Consider the following 15907-nt stretch of genomic DNA (forward strand, 5'->3'; position numbering starts at 1 on the left):
CAATAAGTGCTAATTCTTGCATTATTTCTTGTTCAGTTCTCATTTTAAATGTGGTCATACTATGGTTTCCCTGTTCAGCTTAATGTGGTCACAGAATTACTCTGTTCGGTAAGCATAGCAAGTCTTGATTGAGGAAATAACAACTAACTGCGGTCAGTTTAAGCTGGGGAGGTATGGATGTCTGCAATAAGTTTATTTTTTGAAAACCTTTTACAGAATATGAAAAAATTATTTTTCTAATTTATCGCGCTTTTTATGGATAATTTATCTCGCGCGGCATTACAATTTGCTGGCAAATATTTAACAGGTTCACTCTTCACTGCGGCAGATGCGTTTTTGTTGCCGGTGGCGGCACGAATTCAGACTTACGGATTAGCACACTATTTTGATGAAAATGTGCGGATATACCTGCAACAAATGTTAGCATTACCAGCATATCAAGAATGGTTAAAAGGATAAAATGAAAAAAAGTATTTACGATACCCCGATTTTCTTTGAACGTTATCAACAATTACGTGAAAACCCAATCAGTATGAATGAAGTGGTGGAAAAGCCTACCATGTTTTCACTTTTACCTGAGCTCACCAATAAAAAAGTGTTAGATTTGGGCTGTGGTACCGGCGTGCATTTGGCACATTATTTAGAATTAGGTGCAAGTAAAGTTGTCGGGCTGGATTTATCGGAACTCATGCTAAAACAGGCGGAAAGTGATTTAGCAAAAAATTGGCAAAAATCGACCGCTTTCTCGTTGCATTGCCTGCCAATGGAACAATTAGATAAAATTCCGGAAGATCATTTTGATGTGGTCACTAGCTCGTTTGCGTTTCACTATATTAAGGACTTTTCCGATTTACTCGCAAAAATTTCCGCAAAAATGACCGCTTGCGGCACACTGATTTTTTCCCAAGAACACCCTATTGTTACTTGTTATAGAGACGGCTATCGTTGGGAGAAAAATGAGCAAAAACAACAAGTTGCCTATCGTTTAAATTATTATCGAGATGAAGGTGAACGCGATAGAAGTTGGTTCCAACAAGCATTCAAAACCTATCATCGCACGATGGCAACGATTTGCAATCAGCTAATTCAAGCCGGCTTTGAAATCGTGCAAGTGGAAGAGCCGATGCTGGCGGAACAACCGCAATGGCATAACGAGTTTAAAGATCTACAACATCGTCCGCCATTACTGTTTATTAAAGCGGTTAAGAAAGGTTAACCGGTACTTTGCGTTGCTCGGTGGTTGTTTTGCCGCCGAGCTGTGTTAATAACAATTCCACCGCCCATTTCCCCGCCTGAGGATAACCGAAATCCAGCGTAAGCAAATTGGTTGCAAAACACTGCAATAATACATTTTGCCCGATACAAGCAAGCGGTAGATTTTGCTGATTTTCTTGCAAATATTTTAATGCACTAATCGCTAGCGAGCTGCTGGCGCACAATATCGCCGATACCGGTTTACGCATTAATTTCGGCATCTGTAAATAGCCGCTTTCAATCGTCAATTCCGCTTCCACTAAATTAGCGGGAATCTGGTGAGAATTACAAAAAGCCAAATAGCTGCGGTTGCGATCATGACCGGTTGTTTCATCTTGATCATTTACGCCTAAATAGGCAATGTTGCGATGCCCTTGCTGATACAATTTCGTCATTAATGTGCGAATCGCATTCTCATCATCATAATATATCGCAGGAATATTGGGATAAGCACGAGCAACAGTCACCAATGAACCTCGCCATTGCTGAACAATTTCAAGTGAGAGTTGTGAAAAGCCAAATAAAATAACCCCATCCACTCGGCGCTGGCGAAATAATGCAAAATGTCGAATAACCAATTCAGGTTGGAATTGGCTCTCCACAATAAGGGGGATAATATTTTGCGCATATAATTGCTGCAAAATCATACTTAACGTCTGAGATTCTGCCGTTGAATTAAGGCGAGTAACAATAATACCAACAACGGGAGACGATGCTCCTCGCATTGCTCTGGCACTTTGATTCGGCTGGAATCCTAATTTATCAATGACTGCTTGCACTCGTTCTCGAGTCTGAACACTCACTTTAGGGTCATTATTCAGCACTCGAGACACGGTGGATTTACCGACATTACAACGTGCGGCAATATCTTTAATCGTTAATTTCATTAGGATACAGGTAGTTGAAAAGCAGGAGTAGGGTCAGATTCCGGTAAGACTTCCTTCTCCGGATTTTCTAATTCTTCCTTCGTTGGTTCTGTCTTCTGCTCGACCGGCTGAGGTTCTGCTTCTGGCGTTGCCACAGGTGTTTCTATTTTTTCTTGAACCGGTTCTACTGCTGTTTCAGGAGCTGTTGCCGCTGTTTTATTTTGTACTTTTTCAACTTCACTATTTGCCGGTTTAATTTCTGCAACTTTTGCAATATCCACTTTTTTAGTCGGTTTCGGTGATTCTAATTTTGTCGATTGTAATTCAGAATCCACTGCTTGTTCGGTTGATGCCGGCTGATCAGTTAATTCAGCTTTAGTCGATAACTTCTGTTGTTTCGGTTCAATTGAAATTTCTTCTAAACTTTGGCGATATTCTGCTGACTGGTGTACTTCTTGCTCTGCGCCTTCCACTTTCTTAGCGATTAGTTTATAACTGAGCTCAACTTTAGGATCTAACCAAATAGCCAGCATCGCATCATTAAATTCTGCGTTAAAATCTTGCTCAATAACTTGATCATTTAAAACAAAATAGCCACGATCAGCTAATGCAATATAGCTTAATGAATCATCCGGTTTTAAATCTGGTAAGATTTTACGAAGACGATCGATCACTTCATCTTGTTCAGGAAGTGTAATACCCAAATTAGCCCATGATTTCGCCACTGAAATCGCAAAATCTCGACCATCAACCGGTTTACTGTATTTTAATGTCAACATTACCGGGCGTTCTGTATTTTTATATTCGCCCGTTTCTGTAAATAGGGAAATATTATAAATTTTGAACGGTCCCCAAGTGTAATCCACATCATTGATTTTTTCCCACTTAGCAACCGCAGTGCTGCTCAATACTGCGAAGAAAAAAGACAAGAGAGCTTTGTAGCGCATTATTATTGTCCCCAGTAAATAAAAGAGGCTGTATTATACCTGAGCCAAGTATAGAGTAAATTCATCAATCTCTGTTTCACGAAAATTTTGTGATCGACTTCAAAGATTTAAAATAAAGTTATCCCAACTTAGCTAAAAAAGAGTAGTATCAAGTTAAACCTAAGGTTCAACTAAGACATTATAGGAGTTGTATATGTTCCCAGAATTTCGTGAGCTAATCACCAAATTAAAAAATAGTGATGCGCATTTTACTCGCCTATTTGAGAGACATAATGAGCTAGACCAACGCATTAAAAACATGGAGTCAAATATAGAGCTTGCAACCAATGATGAAGTAGAGCTTCTCAAAAAAGAGAAGTTACATATAAAAGATGAGCTTTATGCTATCTTAAAGAAAAAATCAGCTTAATAAATTAATCACAGTACCCACCTTTAAAAGGTGGGTATTTTAATAGCCATTGAATTTCAATAGTTATCAAAAACAAAAAAACCCAGCCTAAGGCTGGGTTTTCTAATAATCTAAAGGTTATTCAGCAACTACGTTAACAATTACAGTTGCATTCACTTCAGCGTGTAAATGAACTTTAACTTCGTGTTCGCCAATTATGCGAAGTGGGCCTTCACCTAAACGAACTTCTGATTTAGCTACTTCAACACCTGCTGCTGTTAATGCATCAGCGATATCTTTTGCAGAAATAGAACCGAATAAACGACCATCATCACCTGCTGTTGCAGATACTGATACTGCTGCGATCTCAGCAATTTTAGCTGCACGAGCTTGTGCTGCTGATAATGCTGCTGCCGCTTTCGCTTCTAATTCAGCACGACGTGCTTCAAAGTGAGCAATGTTTGCTGCTGTTGCCATAACTGCTTTACCTTGTGGGATTAAAAAGTTACGTGCAAAACCTGATTTAACAGTTACTTGGTCGCCCACAGAACCTAAGTGAGCAACTTTATCTAATAAAATAACTTGCATTGTACTCGACCTCTCTATTACTGATGGTTGTCAGTGTATGGAAGTAACGCTAAGTAACGAGCGCGTTTGATTGCGCGAGCTAATTGACGTTGATACTTCGCACGAGTACCAGTGATACGGCTAGGAACAATCTTGCCGCTTTCAGAAATGTAGTTCTTTAATGTAGCGATATCTTTGTAATCGATCTCAACAACATTTTCCGCTGTGAAACGGCAGAACTTACGACGACGGAAATAACGTGCCATTTGGCTTCTCCTGATCTATAAATTCAATATGTTCGGCGTGGACAACTAATTGGTTTAAACCGTTATAGTCTTTGTGAGTGTGGATAAATCCATGAACTCTAATTTTATCACCGAGCTTTATTTGTTGGGTTATTAAACTAAATTGACTGCCATTTAAAATCACTTGAATTTTACACCACGCCTGACGTTCTAAATTCACTTCGGTTTGGATTGAACGATGTTCAAGCCAAAAACGATAATTCGGAACCCCTAACGGGTTTTGGCTTTGCTTAACCATTGAAGCGACCGAGCCGCTCAGAATTAAGCAATTATCAATTGGCGAATTACTCGCCAGCTTCCTCTGATTCAACTTCAGCTACCGCTTCAGCAACTTTGCTTTCTTTCGCTTTCACCATTGGTGAAGCTTCAGTTACTGCCGCTTTAGTGTGAACAATTAAGTTACGAAGAACTGCATCGTTATAACGGAAGTTAGTTTCTAACTCGTCGATTACACTTTGAGGTGCTTCTACATTCATTAACACGTAGTGTGCTTTGTGAAGTTTGTTGATTGGGTATGCTAATTGACGACGACCCCAATCTTCTAAGCGATGAACTTGACCGCCAGCTTCTTTTACAGATGCTGTGTAACGCTCAATCATTGCTGGTACTTGTTCGCTTTGGTCCGGGTGAACCATAAAAACGATTTCGTAGTGACGCATTGACTATCCTTACGGGTTAGCAGCCTCCAACTTTAGCCAGTCACCAACTTGTGGAAGCAAGGATTAAAAACAAATGTGACTGAACGGCGGAATTATACGTAAACTTGTTGGTTTTGCAAGCAAAATTTATTGTTAATGCTGTCTTTTAAGTATAATTTATCGCTTAAATATGAAAATAGGTTTTATCAGATAAAAATACGAATAATAGTTCAGTATTTTGTGATCTTCTAGTACAATTGCGCAAACGTTTGCTTTTGTTAATTTATAAGGAATCCAAATGAATGTATTAATTATTGGTAACGGTGGTCGTGAACACGCTTTAGCTTGGAAAGTTCGTCAATCGCCTTTAGTCAAAAAAGTTTTTGTCGCACCGGGGAATGCCGGTACCGCACTGGAAGAAGGTATCGAAAATGTGGCAATCGCCGCAACCGATGTTCCTGCATTAGTGGCTTTTGCGAAAGAAAACCAAATTGGCTTAACGATTGTTGGACCGGAAGCACCGCTCGTTATCGGTGTAGTTGATGCATTCCGTGCGAACAACTTAAAAATCTTTGGACCTACCCAAGCTGCCGCACAATTAGAAGGTTCAAAAGCATTTACTAAAGATTTCTTAGCCCGTCATCAAATTCCAACCGCTGAATATCAGAACTTCACAGAAGTTGAGCCGGCACTTGCCTATTTAAAACAAAAAGGTGCGCCGATTGTAATTAAAGCGGATGGTTTAGCTGCCGGTAAAGGCGTAATTGTTGCCATGACGCTCGAAGAAGCGGAAGAAGCGGTAAAAAATATGCTGTCAGGCAATGCATTCGGTGACGCCGGTAGCCTTGTAGTTATCGAAGAATTTTTAGACGGTGAAGAAGCAAGCTTTATCGTGATGGTAGACGGTAAAAACGTTGAGCCAATGGCAACCAGTCAAGATCACAAACGTGTCGGCGAAGGTGATAAAGGTTTAAATACCGGTGGTATGGGCGCTTATTCACCGGCACCGGTTGTCACACAAGAAATTCACAATCGTGTTATGCAAGAAGTCATTTACCCAACAGTAAGAGGTATGGCAGCAGAAGGTAATCCATATACAGGTTTCCTCTATGCAGGTTTAATGATTATGCCGAACGGACAACCTAAAGTGATCGAATTTAACTGCCGTTTTGGTGATCCGGAAACCCAACCGATTATGATGCGCTTAAAATCGGACCTTGTACAACTTTGTTTAGCCGCTTGCGATGAAAAACTTGATACGATTAAATCTAAATGGTGTGAACAAGCAGCATTAGGCATCGTACTTGCAGCGGAAGGTTATCCCAGGCGATTATCGTAAAGGCGATGAAATCAGCGGTATTCCAACTCAAGCACAAAAATCACAGAAAGTATTCCTTGCCGGTGTTGAGCAAAAAGACGGTAAATTAGTGACAAACGGTGGTCGTGTTTTATGCGCAACCGCATTAGGTCATTCTGTATTTGATGCGCAGCAGCAAGCCTTAAAACTTGCCGAACAAATTCAATGGCAAGGACGTTTCTACCGCCGTGATATTGGCTACCGTGCCGTAGCAAGAGAAAAAGCGTAATTTGCTTTTAAGTTAGCCGATAGTAAAAAATCAGGCGGTCTAATTTGTAAAATATTTTGCAAATTAGACCGCTTGTTATTAGCTAGCGAAGAATATTAACGCTGAGCGTTTTTCTCTAATTGCGTCCAGTTATAGAAACCGTAAAGCGAGTTAAGCAGATATGCACCATACATTAAATACATCGCCGGTGTTTCTGCCCATAAAGCGATTGATAACACATTAAGCACAATCCATAACAACCATTGTTCACGATAACGTAAAATCATCAGTAATTGTGCCGCCACCGTGGTGATAGTTGTCACTCCATCTAAGCCGGTTGAACTACCGCCCGCTGCTTTAAGTGCTTGAATAAAAAGTAAAGTACCGATACTAATCGTTGCTAATAATACGAGCCAACCTTTGACAGTTAACGATTTAGCAATCACCGCACCACCGCCTTGGCTGTCTTTTTGCATATTCGCTTGCCAAACGAAGTAACCGATAAACTGCGCCGGTAAATACACATAAAGCACACTGTTCATTTCACCGATAAAATTATTGCCCCATGCTACATAAAAATAGGTGTAAGCAAAAATTAAACCGAACAAGTAATTACTTACTTTGCCTTTACTTACTAAAACAACACAGATAATACCGGCGATACCAGAAATCATCGCCAAAATAGAATCCGGTGCTTGTACGTAAGCCCAAACTTGGGCGGCAATAAAGGCAACAAGCCAAATCACTTCAAAAGGTTTCCAGCCGGAAAGCTCTTGTTTAACAAAATTCGAAACAGTTTGTGTATTCATATAACCTCCAATGTAATGATACTGAGGAAAGTGTAAGTCAGATTAGCATAGAATGTAAAATATAAATTACATTCTCATGTGTCAGATAAAAAAATAGGACTGTCTAGACAACAGTCCTATTTCGATTACAGATTATTTAAACGTACATCAATTAACACTTTATCTTGTGCCGGTGCAACCTCTTTTGCTTTTTCATAAGCGCTCTTTGCAGCATCTTTATCGCCTTTAGCAACAAGAATATCACCGCTTAGCACAAGCTTACGTTGTTCCCACACTTGATCTTGGATCTGAGCGAGCATCGCTAACGCCTGATCGTAGTGTTTTAGTTGGTAATCCACCGCAGCTAAACGGAAACGAATTACTGTTTGTAATGTTGAATCACTTGCTACCGCCAACGCATTCTCTAATAAACTTTTAGCACGGGCAAAATCCGCTTTTTTAACGGCTTGTTTTGCTTCTTCTAACTGTGCAAAAACGGCATAACTTGAGTCTTTATGATCCGCAATAAACTTTTCTACAAGCGGTGCATTTTTGCTCGGATCTTGCAAATAACTTTCCATAATATTTTGGTAAGTTGCAGAAGTTTGTTGTGCCGTTTCAATTTGGTGATTTTTCCAAAAATTCCAACCGAAAGTTGCAGCACAGGCAATAATGATCGCAACCAAAATCGGTGTACCATTTTCTTTAAACCAGCCTTTTGCCTCTTCAAACTGCTGCTCTTCCGTTTTATTTAAATAATCGCTCATAATAATGATTTCTCCATTTACCCCAAACAGGGGAATAACTTAAAAACGTTTAGTAAGTTCTGAAATAAGATCTGTTTGTGCAATAGTAATTTGTTCCGCACCGCTTTGTAGATCTTTTACAACCACTTTTTGCTCAACCACTTCGCTTTCACCGATAACTAATGCAATTTGTGCCTCTACTTTATCTGCACGCTTGAATTGCTTTTTGAAATTACCGCCTGAGCAATGTGTCATCACACGTAATTGCGGTAATTCACTACGAATTTGCTCGGCAATTTGGAACGCATTTAAAGTAGCACCTTCACCTGAATAAACGACATACACATCAACGGCTTTCGGTAAGCTGATCTCTTTATTCACTTCTTGAACAAGTAAAACTAAACGCTCTAAACCCATTGCAAAACCAACACCTTGCGTTGCATGCCCGCCAAGTTGCTCAACTAAACCGTCATAACGACCGCCGCCACATACCGTGCCTTGAGAACCTAATGCTGAAGTTACCCATTCAAACACGGTTTTATTATAGTAATCTAAACCACGTACCAGTTTTGGATTAACTTCATAAGCAATACCCATTGCGTCTAATAGACTACAAAGCTGCGCAAAATGTTCACGACTGTCATCATCTAAATAATCTAATAATTTTGGTGCGTCATTCAGTACTTCTTGTAACGCTTGGTTTTTGGTATCAAGAATACGTAACGGATTTTTAACTAAACGCTCTTTTTCTTCATCGCTCATTAAAGCGGTATGATTTTCTAAGAATTTTACCAATGCCGAACGATAATTCGCACGTGCTTCAAGCGAACCAATTGAGTTTAGTTGTAAAGAAACATGTTGATCGATACCCAACTCTTTCCATAAACGCGCAGTTAAAATAATGAGTTCCGCATCAATTTCCGGATTTGAAATACCGAAAATTTCAACACCAGCTTGGTGGAATTGGCGATAGCGACCTTTTTGCGGACGCTCGTGGCGGAACATTGGGCCCATATACCATAAACGTTGTTCATTATTATAGATCCAACCTCGTTCAATTGCTGCACGCACACAACCTGCCGTTCCTTCCGGACGAAGAGTTAATTGTTCGTCATTATCCCAGAATGTGTACATTTCTTTTGAAACCACATCTGTTACTTCGCCAATCGCACGTGCGAAAAGCGGCGTACTTTCTACAATCGGCATACGCACTTCAGAATAGCCATAACCGGCTAATACATTACGTACTTTATTTTCGATCCATTGCCATAATAGTGATTCTGTTGGGGAGCAATCGTTCATCCCACGAATTGCTTGAATATTTTTAGCCACTTTATTTTCCTTTTATTACGCTAAAACCACGGACAACACAAAATAGTACGGCTGGTAAATTTTTGAAGAAAATTGACCGCTTGTTTTGCACAATATCCGTAAAACCTGTGTAACCCGTGGTTACTAAAATTAAACTTGTTCGATTTGAATTCGATTGTGTTGCTCTGCAACACGAGCACGAATTTTGGCTTCTAATTGGTCGATGAGTTTTTCGTTATCAAAACGCTCTTTTTGGCGCACACCATCAAGATAAAAACCGCTCATTTTATTTGAACCGGTCACACCGAGATCCGATACAAGTGCTTCACCCGGACCATTCACTACACAGCCGATAATAGAAACATCCATCGGAGTTAAGATATCTTCTAAACGTTGTTCTAACGCATTCACCGTTGCAATCACATCTATTTCTTGACGTGAGCAAGTCGGGCAAGCAATAAAGTTAATACCGCGAGAACGAATACGTAACGATTTTAAAATATCGAAACCGACTTTGACTTCTTCAACCGGATCAGCTGCAAGAGACACACGTAATGTATCACCGATACCTTCCGAAAGTAATAAACCTAAACCAATTGCCGATTTAACCGAGCCGGCACGCGCACCGCCTGCTTCGGTAATACCTAAATGTAACGGCTGCACGATTTGTTTTGCTAAAAGACGGTAAGATTCGACCGCTAGAAATACATCAGATGCTTTTACGCTCACTTTAAAGTTCTCAAAATTAAAGCGATCTAAAATATCCACATGACGTAATGCCGATTCTAATAACGCTTGCGGAGTCGGCTCACCGTATTTCTCTTGCAAATCACGTTCAAGTGATCCCGCATTCACCCCAATTCGAATCGGAATATTTTTATCTTTTGCACAATCCACTACCGCACGAATACGCTCTTCATTACCGATATTACCCGGATTGATACGTAAACAGTCAACACCGTATTCCGCCACTTTCAAAGCAATACGATAATCAAAGTGAATATCCGCCACAAGCGGCACATTCACTTGTTGTTTAATCACTTTAAATGCCTCTGCCGCATCCATAGTCGGCACAGAAACTCGTACAATATCCGCCCCAACACGTTCCAGTGATTTAATCTGTGCAACCGTTGCTTCTACGTCAGTTGTACGGGTATTCGTCATCGATTGTACCGAAATCGGTGCATCTCCACCGACTGCGACATTACCCACCCAAATTTTCTTCGATTCACGACGTCTAATTGGCGATTGATGAATTGACATTTCCAATCCTTATTGTGCTAAAGGTAAACGAATTCGAGCGACACGACCATCAATTTTTAATGGCACTTCTTGACCTTTATAGTAAAGTTTTACATTTGCCGGTGCACCAATCGTTAAACGATATTGTTCGTTACCGTTAAAGGTTAACACTTCTCCGTTGCTATATAATTTTTCCGCTAAGCTTCTTTTGCTTTTGGTATTTTTTACTGTAATCCAGCTTTCTTTGCCAATGACTTCAATACGTAATTCATCATTACCGATCGCTGCCGGTTCGCTAGTTTCTTCAGTAATGCCAGTTTCCACTGTTTGTTGTAACACATTCACTGCTTCTGCCGGTTGTTCTGCTGCAATAGCTTCCGATTGAACAGTTACCGGCGCACTTTCCACTACAGGTGTATTCACAACAGGCGCTGTAGCTTCCGGAGTTTTAACTTCTTCAACAACAACTGGCGCAACCGACTCAATCGGTTGTGCTGGTTGTGGAGCTACAGTTATCGGAGCTGGAGTAACAGGCACGCTCTGTGTAACTTCCGCTGGTACAGAACTAATCACAAATTGCTCACGATTTTCTTGCTCTTTTTGATAATCTTGCCACCACCAAAGTAATGTCATACCTGCCGCAGCTAATAATACTAATACGGTTAAATACTTCATCCATTGTGTTTGTGATTTTTGTACAGCTTTCGGCGAGGGGGTTTTAACTGCTTCTTTTGGAATAGTTACTTCACCATAATTAACACTTGAAACTAACTCTTCCGGTAAACGAAGAAAACGTAAATAATTACGCACATAGCCACGAACAAAAGTCGGCGCTACGTCCTGTAAAATGAAAATATCGTTCTCTAATGCTTCGATATGTGATTTCTTTAAATTTGTTTTTTTAGCAACATCTTCAACACTTAAATTTAAGGCCTCACGTGCTTGTTTTATTTTTTGTCCTAGTGAACGAATATCTTGATTTTCTTGTGTCGGATTAATTGATTCAGTCATAACTAAGCTCTTGGTTAAAAATTACAGAAAATTATTCGGAAGTTTAAAGATGTAACGCTTGTTTTGCAATCTTAACAAGCAAATTCAAGCAAATTTTTTTAACAAGCGGTTAAATTCAGTCATTTCTTTGCAAATTTTAAAATAAATTTCAACTTCTCTGACATAAACCAAAGTTTATCGAAACAATCCAGCGTAAAATAACATTTGAGTTGTTTTAGCAAAACAACGGCTTTTCTCAAAATAAATTTACATATGGTATTCGCAATGATTTCCGAAAGAAATAAAGAACGATTGTTTAAGCAAAATTTTGCCTCCGGTTTAGTCGTATTTTTAGTCGCTTTACCCTTATGTTTAGGTATTGCGCTTGCATCAGGCGCTCCGCCATTGTCGGGAGTTATTTCGGGAGTTATTGGCGGTATCGTCATTGGTTTTCTAAGCACATCACATATTAGTGTTGCCGGACCTGCCGCTGGATTAGTTGCCATTGTGCTGGCAGCGATTAATCAACTCGGTAGCTTTGAACTGTTCTTGTGTGCAGGTATCGTGGCGGGCGCTATTCAACTCGCTCTCGGTTTTTTGCGTGCCGGTAGCATTACCAACTATATACCGGTAGCGGTTATTGAAGGAATGTTAGCAGGGATCGGTATTCTGATTATTTTTTCGCAACTGCCCTACGCCTTAGGCAATAAGCAGGTTTTCGCAGAACTTACACAACACCATTTAAATATTCATTTAGGCGCATTACTAATTGCGCTTATTTCGCTGTTTATTATGTTGGCTTGGGATAGTTCCTCTCGCTTGAAACAATTTAAAATGTTACCTTCCGCGCTTGTTGCCGTTATCGTCAGTATCAGCATCAACCAACTATTTATCGCAACCAGTAGCCATTTAGCGATTCCGGCTAATCAGCTTGTGCAATTACCGATTGCTCAAAATTGGCAAGAAATGCGCCATCTAATCCGCCTACCAGATTTTAGCGGTTTCGGCTCATCTGTCGTATGGGTAACTGGAGCAACTATGGCGATCGTCGCCTCGATTGAAACGTTGTTATCAATTGAAGCCGCCGACCGTTTAGACAGCAAACGCCGGATTACCGATACCAATCAAGAATTACGAGCACAAGGTATAGGCAATATCGTTTCTTCCGTATTGGGCGGCTTACCAATTACTGCTGTCATTGTACGTTCATCCGCTAATGCCAATGCTGGCGCAACCCACAAACTCTCTAGTATTATTCATGGTATTTTACTGTTTGTTTGTGTGCTGGCAATTCCGACCATTTTAAACCAGATTCCACTCGCCACTTTATCTGCAGTTCTCATTTTGGTCGGCTATAAATTAACTCGCCCAACAATTTTCAAACACTTTTGGTATAAAGGGATTTATCAATTTATCCCGTTTGTCGCAACAGCGGCGGCAGTGGTTGTGTTTGATTTACTCAAGGGAGTCGGATTAGGCTTAGTCATCAGTATTATCTTCTTACTGCAAGGTAATATGAAACGTGCTTACTATTTAAGCCGTGAAGAATTGGAAAACGCAAGTTACATCAAAATGCAACTTTCCGAAGAAGTATCGTTTTTAAACAAAGCGGCAATTAAAAAGACCTTAAAAAATATTCGCCCAAACTCTAAAGTCATTATTGATGCTTCTTGCACCTCTTATATTGCTTCGGACGTATTAGAATTGATTGAAGATTTCGCCAATATTACCGCTCGAGAAAATCATATTCGTGTTTATTTAAAAGGGTTTAAATCCGATTACAATAACCAAGAAATCGATCACGCCAGCCACGTTAAAGTGGAACACGGTAGCCGAATTTAGATAAATCTGAAATTATTTTAAACCACGGAAAACACCGAATACACAGGAATTGCCGTGCGTGGACTGCAAATAAACAAGCAGTCTGATTTTGCAAAAATTTTACCAAATCAGACCGCTTGTTCTTATCTAAATATTAATTCAATTATGCACCTAAATTGGCTTTAGCCACTTCAATCGCTTCACGGACACGTTCCGGATTCACCCCGCCTTTCGCACTACGTTTTTCTAAACAAGATTCTAGCGAAAGAATCAGGTAAACGTCTTCATCGATCACTGGGTGGAACTGTTTAAATTCCGCCACGCTTAATGCTTCTAGAGGTTGACGTTTGCTGATCGCATAAACTACCGTTTCACCTACAATATGATGCGCTTCACGGAATGGAATACCCTTCGCCACTAAATAGTCCGCAAGCTCGGTCGCATTCGAATAACCTTGCTGCGCCGCTTCACGAGTACGTTCCACGTTCACATTGATATCTTCAAGCACTAACGCCCCAATCTCTAAGCAAGCCTGCCAGGTTTCCATCGCATCAAAAATACCTTCTTTGTCTTCTTGCATATCTTTGTTATAAGCAAGCGGTAAGCCTTTTAAGGTGGTGAGTAAGCCTGATAACGCCCCAAATACACGTCCTGATTTACCACGAATTAATTCGCACGCATCCGGATTTTTCTTTTGCGGCATTAATGAAGAACCAGAGGTGACACGATCCGATAATTCCAAGAATGCCGATTCACCGCTATTGAAAAAAATTAAATCTTCAGCAAAGCGTGATAAATGCACCATACTGATCGAAGCAGTTGAGAGCAGTTCCAACACGTGATCACGATCCGAAACCGAATCCAAACTGTTACGAGTTCCAATGCTAAAACCGAGGTCCTGTGCCAGTGCATCACGATCGATAGAATATGCCGTGCCGGCTAATGCGCCTGAACCTAACGGACAAGTGTGCATCCGTTTATAAGCATCGGTTAAACGGCTGAAATCACGTTCTAACATTTCATAATACGCCATACACCAATGGGCAAAAGTAATCGGCTGCGCACGTTGTAAATGGGTATAACCCGGCATTACCGCATTTTGGTTTGCTTCGGCGGTTTCAACCAATTTGTGTTGTAAGTTACGGATACGCTCTTGTAATACGACCGCCTGTACTTTACACCACATTTTCATATCCACCGCAACTTGGTCGTTACGACTACGACCGGTGTGGAGTTTTTTACCTAAATCGCCAACTTTTTCGATTAGTTTCGACTCAACCCAGCTATGAATATCCTCCGCATCATCACGTAAAATAATCGCAATATTCGGCTCGATTTCCGCACGTAATTCTTTTAATGCTACCACTAATTGTTGGTGTTCTTGCTCGGTTAAAATACCGACCGAAGTAATTGCTTTCGTCCACCCGATTGAACCATCAATATCTTGTAATGCTAAACGATAATCAAAACGTAACGAGTCATTGAAAAACTTAAATTTCGCATCAGCTTCTTGTTTAAAACGTCCACCCCAAAGTGCCATATTGTGTTCCTTTTCGCTTCTTTAATCTTATTAAAAGATGTCCTGTACATCTGAATAGGGATATTTTGCATAAATATGCAAAATTATTCAATAATCATTTGTTGCAAGCGGTTAAATTTCCCCATTTTTTTACCATTTGTATTATTTATATACAAAGATTTATAAATGTAGGCGAGTTGGGGGCAGGGATCAAGCACTTTAACGACTATTCTCGGAAAATAAAAATTGTCAATTTTTACTTAAACAGACCTTTACTAGCTAATGTTTTACCTACTAAAGCTGTGACATTTTTACGTTCGATCATTGCTTGAGTTTGCTTTAAATAGGCTTGAAAGTGCGGTGTATTACGATGCTGTTGGTAAGCGGTTTCATTCGCATAGATTTCAAAAAAACGCCACTCATTCGGCTGATCTTTAAGTGTAGCAGCGTACATTAAAATCACATCGTTTTCTTTTGCCATCGACTGTTGCATTTCATCTAACACTATCGCTTTAAAGTCTTCATTTTGTGTCGGTTTCACGCTAACTTCAGCTAAATTAATGAGATAGTCGCCGTTTTCAAATGCTGTAAGCGGTTGTTTTTCCAATAAAATTTGCGAATCCAGCGGCACTACTTGACGACCAACCACTGCAGTTTTGGCGATTTCAACAAACTGTTTAAAATGTGATGCGTTAGTATGTGCTTGATAAGCTGCTTCATCTCGGTAAATTTCCAAAATCACATTTTGGTTTGGTTTATCTTTTTGCACGGTGTGAAACATCGCTAACGTGCCTGCTTCAGTTTGAATTGACGTACCAAGATTCGTTTTACCCACCGCATCAATCGCTTGCTGTTGTTCTGGTTTGACTGTTAGTTCAAATAGGCTCATTCGGTATTCAGCTTGTGCCATTGTTGCAACTCCCAGTAAAAGTGAGGTTAAAATTCGTTTCATTTTTTATC

17 protein-coding genes and 1 pseudogene are annotated in these 15907 nt (G+C 40.1%); 5 read left to right on the forward strand and 13 right to left on the reverse strand.

Annotated features, from left to right (window positions below; genetic code table 11):
- The first annotated feature begins 255 nt into the window (after positions 1–255).
- Together C228_RS0103400 and C228_RS0103405 are read left to right on the forward strand one after the other, a co-directional pair.
- Positions 256–459, forward strand: a complete 204-nt coding sequence (locus tag C228_RS0103400) for a glutathione S-transferase C-terminal domain-containing protein (RefSeq protein ID WP_018651300.1) — start codon at positions 256–258, stop codon at positions 457–459.
- A gap of 1 nt (position 460) precedes the next feature.
- Complete coding sequence (locus C228_RS0103405) at positions 461–1216, forward strand: class I SAM-dependent methyltransferase (protein WP_018651301.1); 756 nt, start codon at positions 461–463, stop codon at positions 1214–1216.
- On the opposite strand, the gene C228_RS0103410 is transcribed toward C228_RS0103405, so the two are convergent.
- Entirely contained in the window at positions 1203–2141 is a 939-nt protein-coding gene (locus C228_RS0103410) for a LacI family DNA-binding transcriptional regulator (protein ID WP_018651302.1), read from the reverse strand. The two genes, C228_RS0103405 and C228_RS0103410, sit on opposite strands and share 14 nt — an antisense overlap.
- Complete coding sequence (locus C228_RS0103415; RefSeq protein WP_018651303.1) at positions 2141–3067, reverse strand: hypothetical protein; 927 nt, start codon at positions 3065–3067, stop codon at positions 2141–2143. The genes C228_RS0103410 and C228_RS0103415 overlap by 1 nt, the downstream gene beginning before the upstream one ends.
- 193 nt (positions 3068–3260) lie before the next feature.
- Between C228_RS0103415 and C228_RS0103420 the strand changes: the two genes are divergently transcribed.
- A complete protein-coding gene (locus C228_RS0103420) occupies positions 3261–3476 on the forward strand; it encodes an HP1242/YdcH family protein (RefSeq protein ID WP_014990986.1) in 216 nt (71 codons plus the stop codon).
- A 117-nt stretch (positions 3477–3593) separates the two neighbouring features.
- On the opposite strand, the gene rplI is transcribed toward C228_RS0103420, so the two are convergent.
- Genes rplI through rpsF form a run of 4 tightly spaced genes read right to left on the reverse strand, consistent with a single transcriptional unit; the run spans position 3594 to position 4986 of the window.
- Positions 3594–4043: a 50S ribosomal protein L9 gene (gene rplI, locus C228_RS0103425; protein ID WP_018651304.1), complete on the reverse strand. Its 450-nt coding sequence runs from the start codon at positions 4041–4043 to the stop codon at positions 3594–3596.
- A gap of 17 nt (positions 4044–4060) precedes the next feature.
- The gene (gene rpsR, locus C228_RS0103430) at positions 4061–4288 is read right to left on the reverse strand and encodes a 30S ribosomal protein S18 (protein WP_005598105.1); all 228 of its coding nucleotides are present in this window, start codon (positions 4286–4288) and stop codon (positions 4061–4063) included.
- A complete protein-coding gene (gene priB / locus C228_RS0103435) occupies positions 4263–4637 on the reverse strand; it encodes a primosomal replication protein N (RefSeq protein ID WP_026313171.1) in 375 nt (124 codons plus the stop codon). The genes rpsR and priB overlap by 26 nt, the downstream gene beginning before the upstream one ends.
- Positions 4612–4986 carry a 30S ribosomal protein S6 gene (rpsF, locus tag C228_RS0103440; RefSeq protein ID WP_005598107.1) on the reverse strand — a complete coding sequence of 125 codons (375 nt, stop codon included), beginning with the start codon at positions 4984–4986 and terminating at the stop codon, positions 4612–4614. Before rpsF ends, priB begins: the two co-directional genes overlap by 26 nt.
- Positions 4987–5263: 277 nt before the next feature.
- Here rpsF and purD point away from each other — a divergent pair.
- A pseudogene (purD, locus tag C228_RS13255) lies at positions 5264–6551 on the forward strand (phosphoribosylamine--glycine ligase).
- 95 nt (positions 6552–6646) lie between these two features.
- Here purD and pnuC read toward each other — a convergent pair.
- From pnuC to C228_RS0103470, 5 genes are all read right to left on the reverse strand, one after another.
- Entirely contained in the window at positions 6647–7339 is a 693-nt protein-coding gene (gene pnuC / locus C228_RS0103450; protein WP_018651305.1) for a nicotinamide riboside transporter PnuC, read from the reverse strand.
- A 125-nt stretch (positions 7340–7464) separates the two neighbouring features.
- The gene (locus C228_RS0103455) at positions 7465–8088 is read right to left on the reverse strand and encodes a YfgM family protein (RefSeq protein ID WP_026313172.1); all 624 of its coding nucleotides are present in this window, start codon (positions 8086–8088) and stop codon (positions 7465–7467) included.
- Between the two features lie 36 nt (positions 8089–8124).
- Positions 8125–9396 (reverse strand): histidine--tRNA ligase, encoded by a 1272-nt coding sequence (hisS, locus tag C228_RS0103460; protein ID WP_018651307.1) that lies wholly within the window; start codon positions 9394–9396, stop codon positions 8125–8127.
- A 129-nt stretch (positions 9397–9525) separates the two neighbouring features.
- Positions 9526–10638: a flavodoxin-dependent (E)-4-hydroxy-3-methylbut-2-enyl-diphosphate synthase gene (ispG, locus tag C228_RS0103465; protein ID WP_018651308.1), complete on the reverse strand. Its 1113-nt coding sequence runs from the start codon at positions 10636–10638 to the stop codon at positions 9526–9528.
- A 9-nt stretch (positions 10639–10647) separates the two neighbouring features.
- Positions 10648–11628 (reverse strand): RodZ domain-containing protein, encoded by a 981-nt coding sequence (locus C228_RS0103470; RefSeq protein ID WP_018651309.1) that lies wholly within the window; start codon positions 11626–11628, stop codon positions 10648–10650.
- Positions 11629–11892: 264 nt separating this feature from the next.
- Between C228_RS0103470 and C228_RS0103475 the strand changes: the two genes are divergently transcribed.
- On the forward strand, positions 11893–13449 hold the full coding sequence (locus C228_RS0103475) for a SulP family inorganic anion transporter (protein WP_018651310.1): 1557 nt from the start codon (positions 11893–11895) through the stop codon (positions 13447–13449).
- A gap of 142 nt (positions 13450–13591) precedes the next feature.
- Here C228_RS0103475 and argH read toward each other — a convergent pair whose 3' ends face one another.
- Together argH and C228_RS0103485 are read right to left on the reverse strand one after the other, a co-directional pair.
- On the reverse strand, positions 13592–14968 hold the full coding sequence (gene argH / locus C228_RS0103480) for an argininosuccinate lyase (protein ID WP_018651311.1): 1377 nt from the start codon (positions 14966–14968) through the stop codon (positions 13592–13594).
- Between the two features lie 235 nt (positions 14969–15203).
- Positions 15204–15899 carry a putative quinol monooxygenase gene (locus tag C228_RS0103485; protein WP_018651312.1) on the reverse strand — a complete coding sequence of 232 codons (696 nt, stop codon included), beginning with the start codon at positions 15897–15899 and terminating at the stop codon, positions 15204–15206.
- Positions 15900–15907 lie beyond the last annotated feature (8 nt).

This window comes from Actinobacillus capsulatus DSM 19761 (assembly GCF_000374285.1).
GTDB classification, from domain to species: domain Bacteria; phylum Pseudomonadota; class Gammaproteobacteria; order Enterobacterales; family Pasteurellaceae; genus Actinobacillus; species Actinobacillus capsulatus.

Excerpts from the sequence above, each read along its gene's own strand:
- C228_RS0103400 (WP_018651300.1), top strand. The coding sequence starts at position 256 with ATGGATAATTTATCTCGCGCGGCATTACAATTTGCTGGCAAATATTTA.
- C228_RS0103405 (WP_018651301.1), top strand. The coding sequence starts at position 461 with ATGAAAAAAAGTATTTACGATACCCCGATTTTCTTTGAACGTTATCAA.
- C228_RS0103410 (WP_018651302.1), bottom strand. The coding sequence starts at position 2,141 with ATGAAATTAACGATTAAAGATATTGCCGCACGTTGTAATGTCGGTAAA.
- C228_RS0103415 (WP_018651303.1), bottom strand. The coding sequence starts at position 3,067 with ATGCGCTACAAAGCTCTCTTGTCTTTTTTCTTCGCAGTATTGAGCAGC.
- C228_RS0103420 (WP_014990986.1), top strand. The coding sequence starts at position 3,261 with ATGTTCCCAGAATTTCGTGAGCTAATCACCAAATTAAAAAATAGTGAT.
- rplI (WP_018651304.1), bottom strand. The coding sequence starts at position 4,043 with ATGCAAGTTATTTTATTAGATAAAGTTGCTCACTTAGGTTCTGTGGGC.
- rpsR (WP_005598105.1), bottom strand. The coding sequence starts at position 4,288 with ATGGCACGTTATTTCCGTCGTCGTAAGTTCTGCCGTTTCACAGCGGAA.
- rpsF (WP_005598107.1), bottom strand. The coding sequence starts at position 4,986 with ATGCGTCACTACGAAATCGTTTTTATGGTTCACCCGGACCAAAGCGAA.
- pnuC (WP_018651305.1), bottom strand. The coding sequence starts at position 7,339 with ATGAATACACAAACTGTTTCGAATTTTGTTAAACAAGAGCTTTCCGGC.
- ispG (WP_018651308.1), bottom strand. The coding sequence starts at position 10,638 with ATGTCAATTCATCAATCGCCAATTAGACGTCGTGAATCGAAGAAAATT.
- C228_RS0103470 (WP_018651309.1), bottom strand. The coding sequence starts at position 11,628 with ATGACTGAATCAATTAATCCGACACAAGAAAATCAAGATATTCGTTCA.
- C228_RS0103475 (WP_018651310.1), top strand. The coding sequence starts at position 11,893 with ATGATTTCCGAAAGAAATAAAGAACGATTGTTTAAGCAAAATTTTGCC.
- argH (WP_018651311.1), bottom strand. The coding sequence starts at position 14,968 with ATGGCACTTTGGGGTGGACGTTTTAAACAAGAAGCTGATGCGAAATTT.
- C228_RS0103485 (WP_018651312.1), bottom strand. The coding sequence starts at position 15,899 with ATGAAACGAATTTTAACCTCACTTTTACTGGGAGTTGCAACAATGGCA.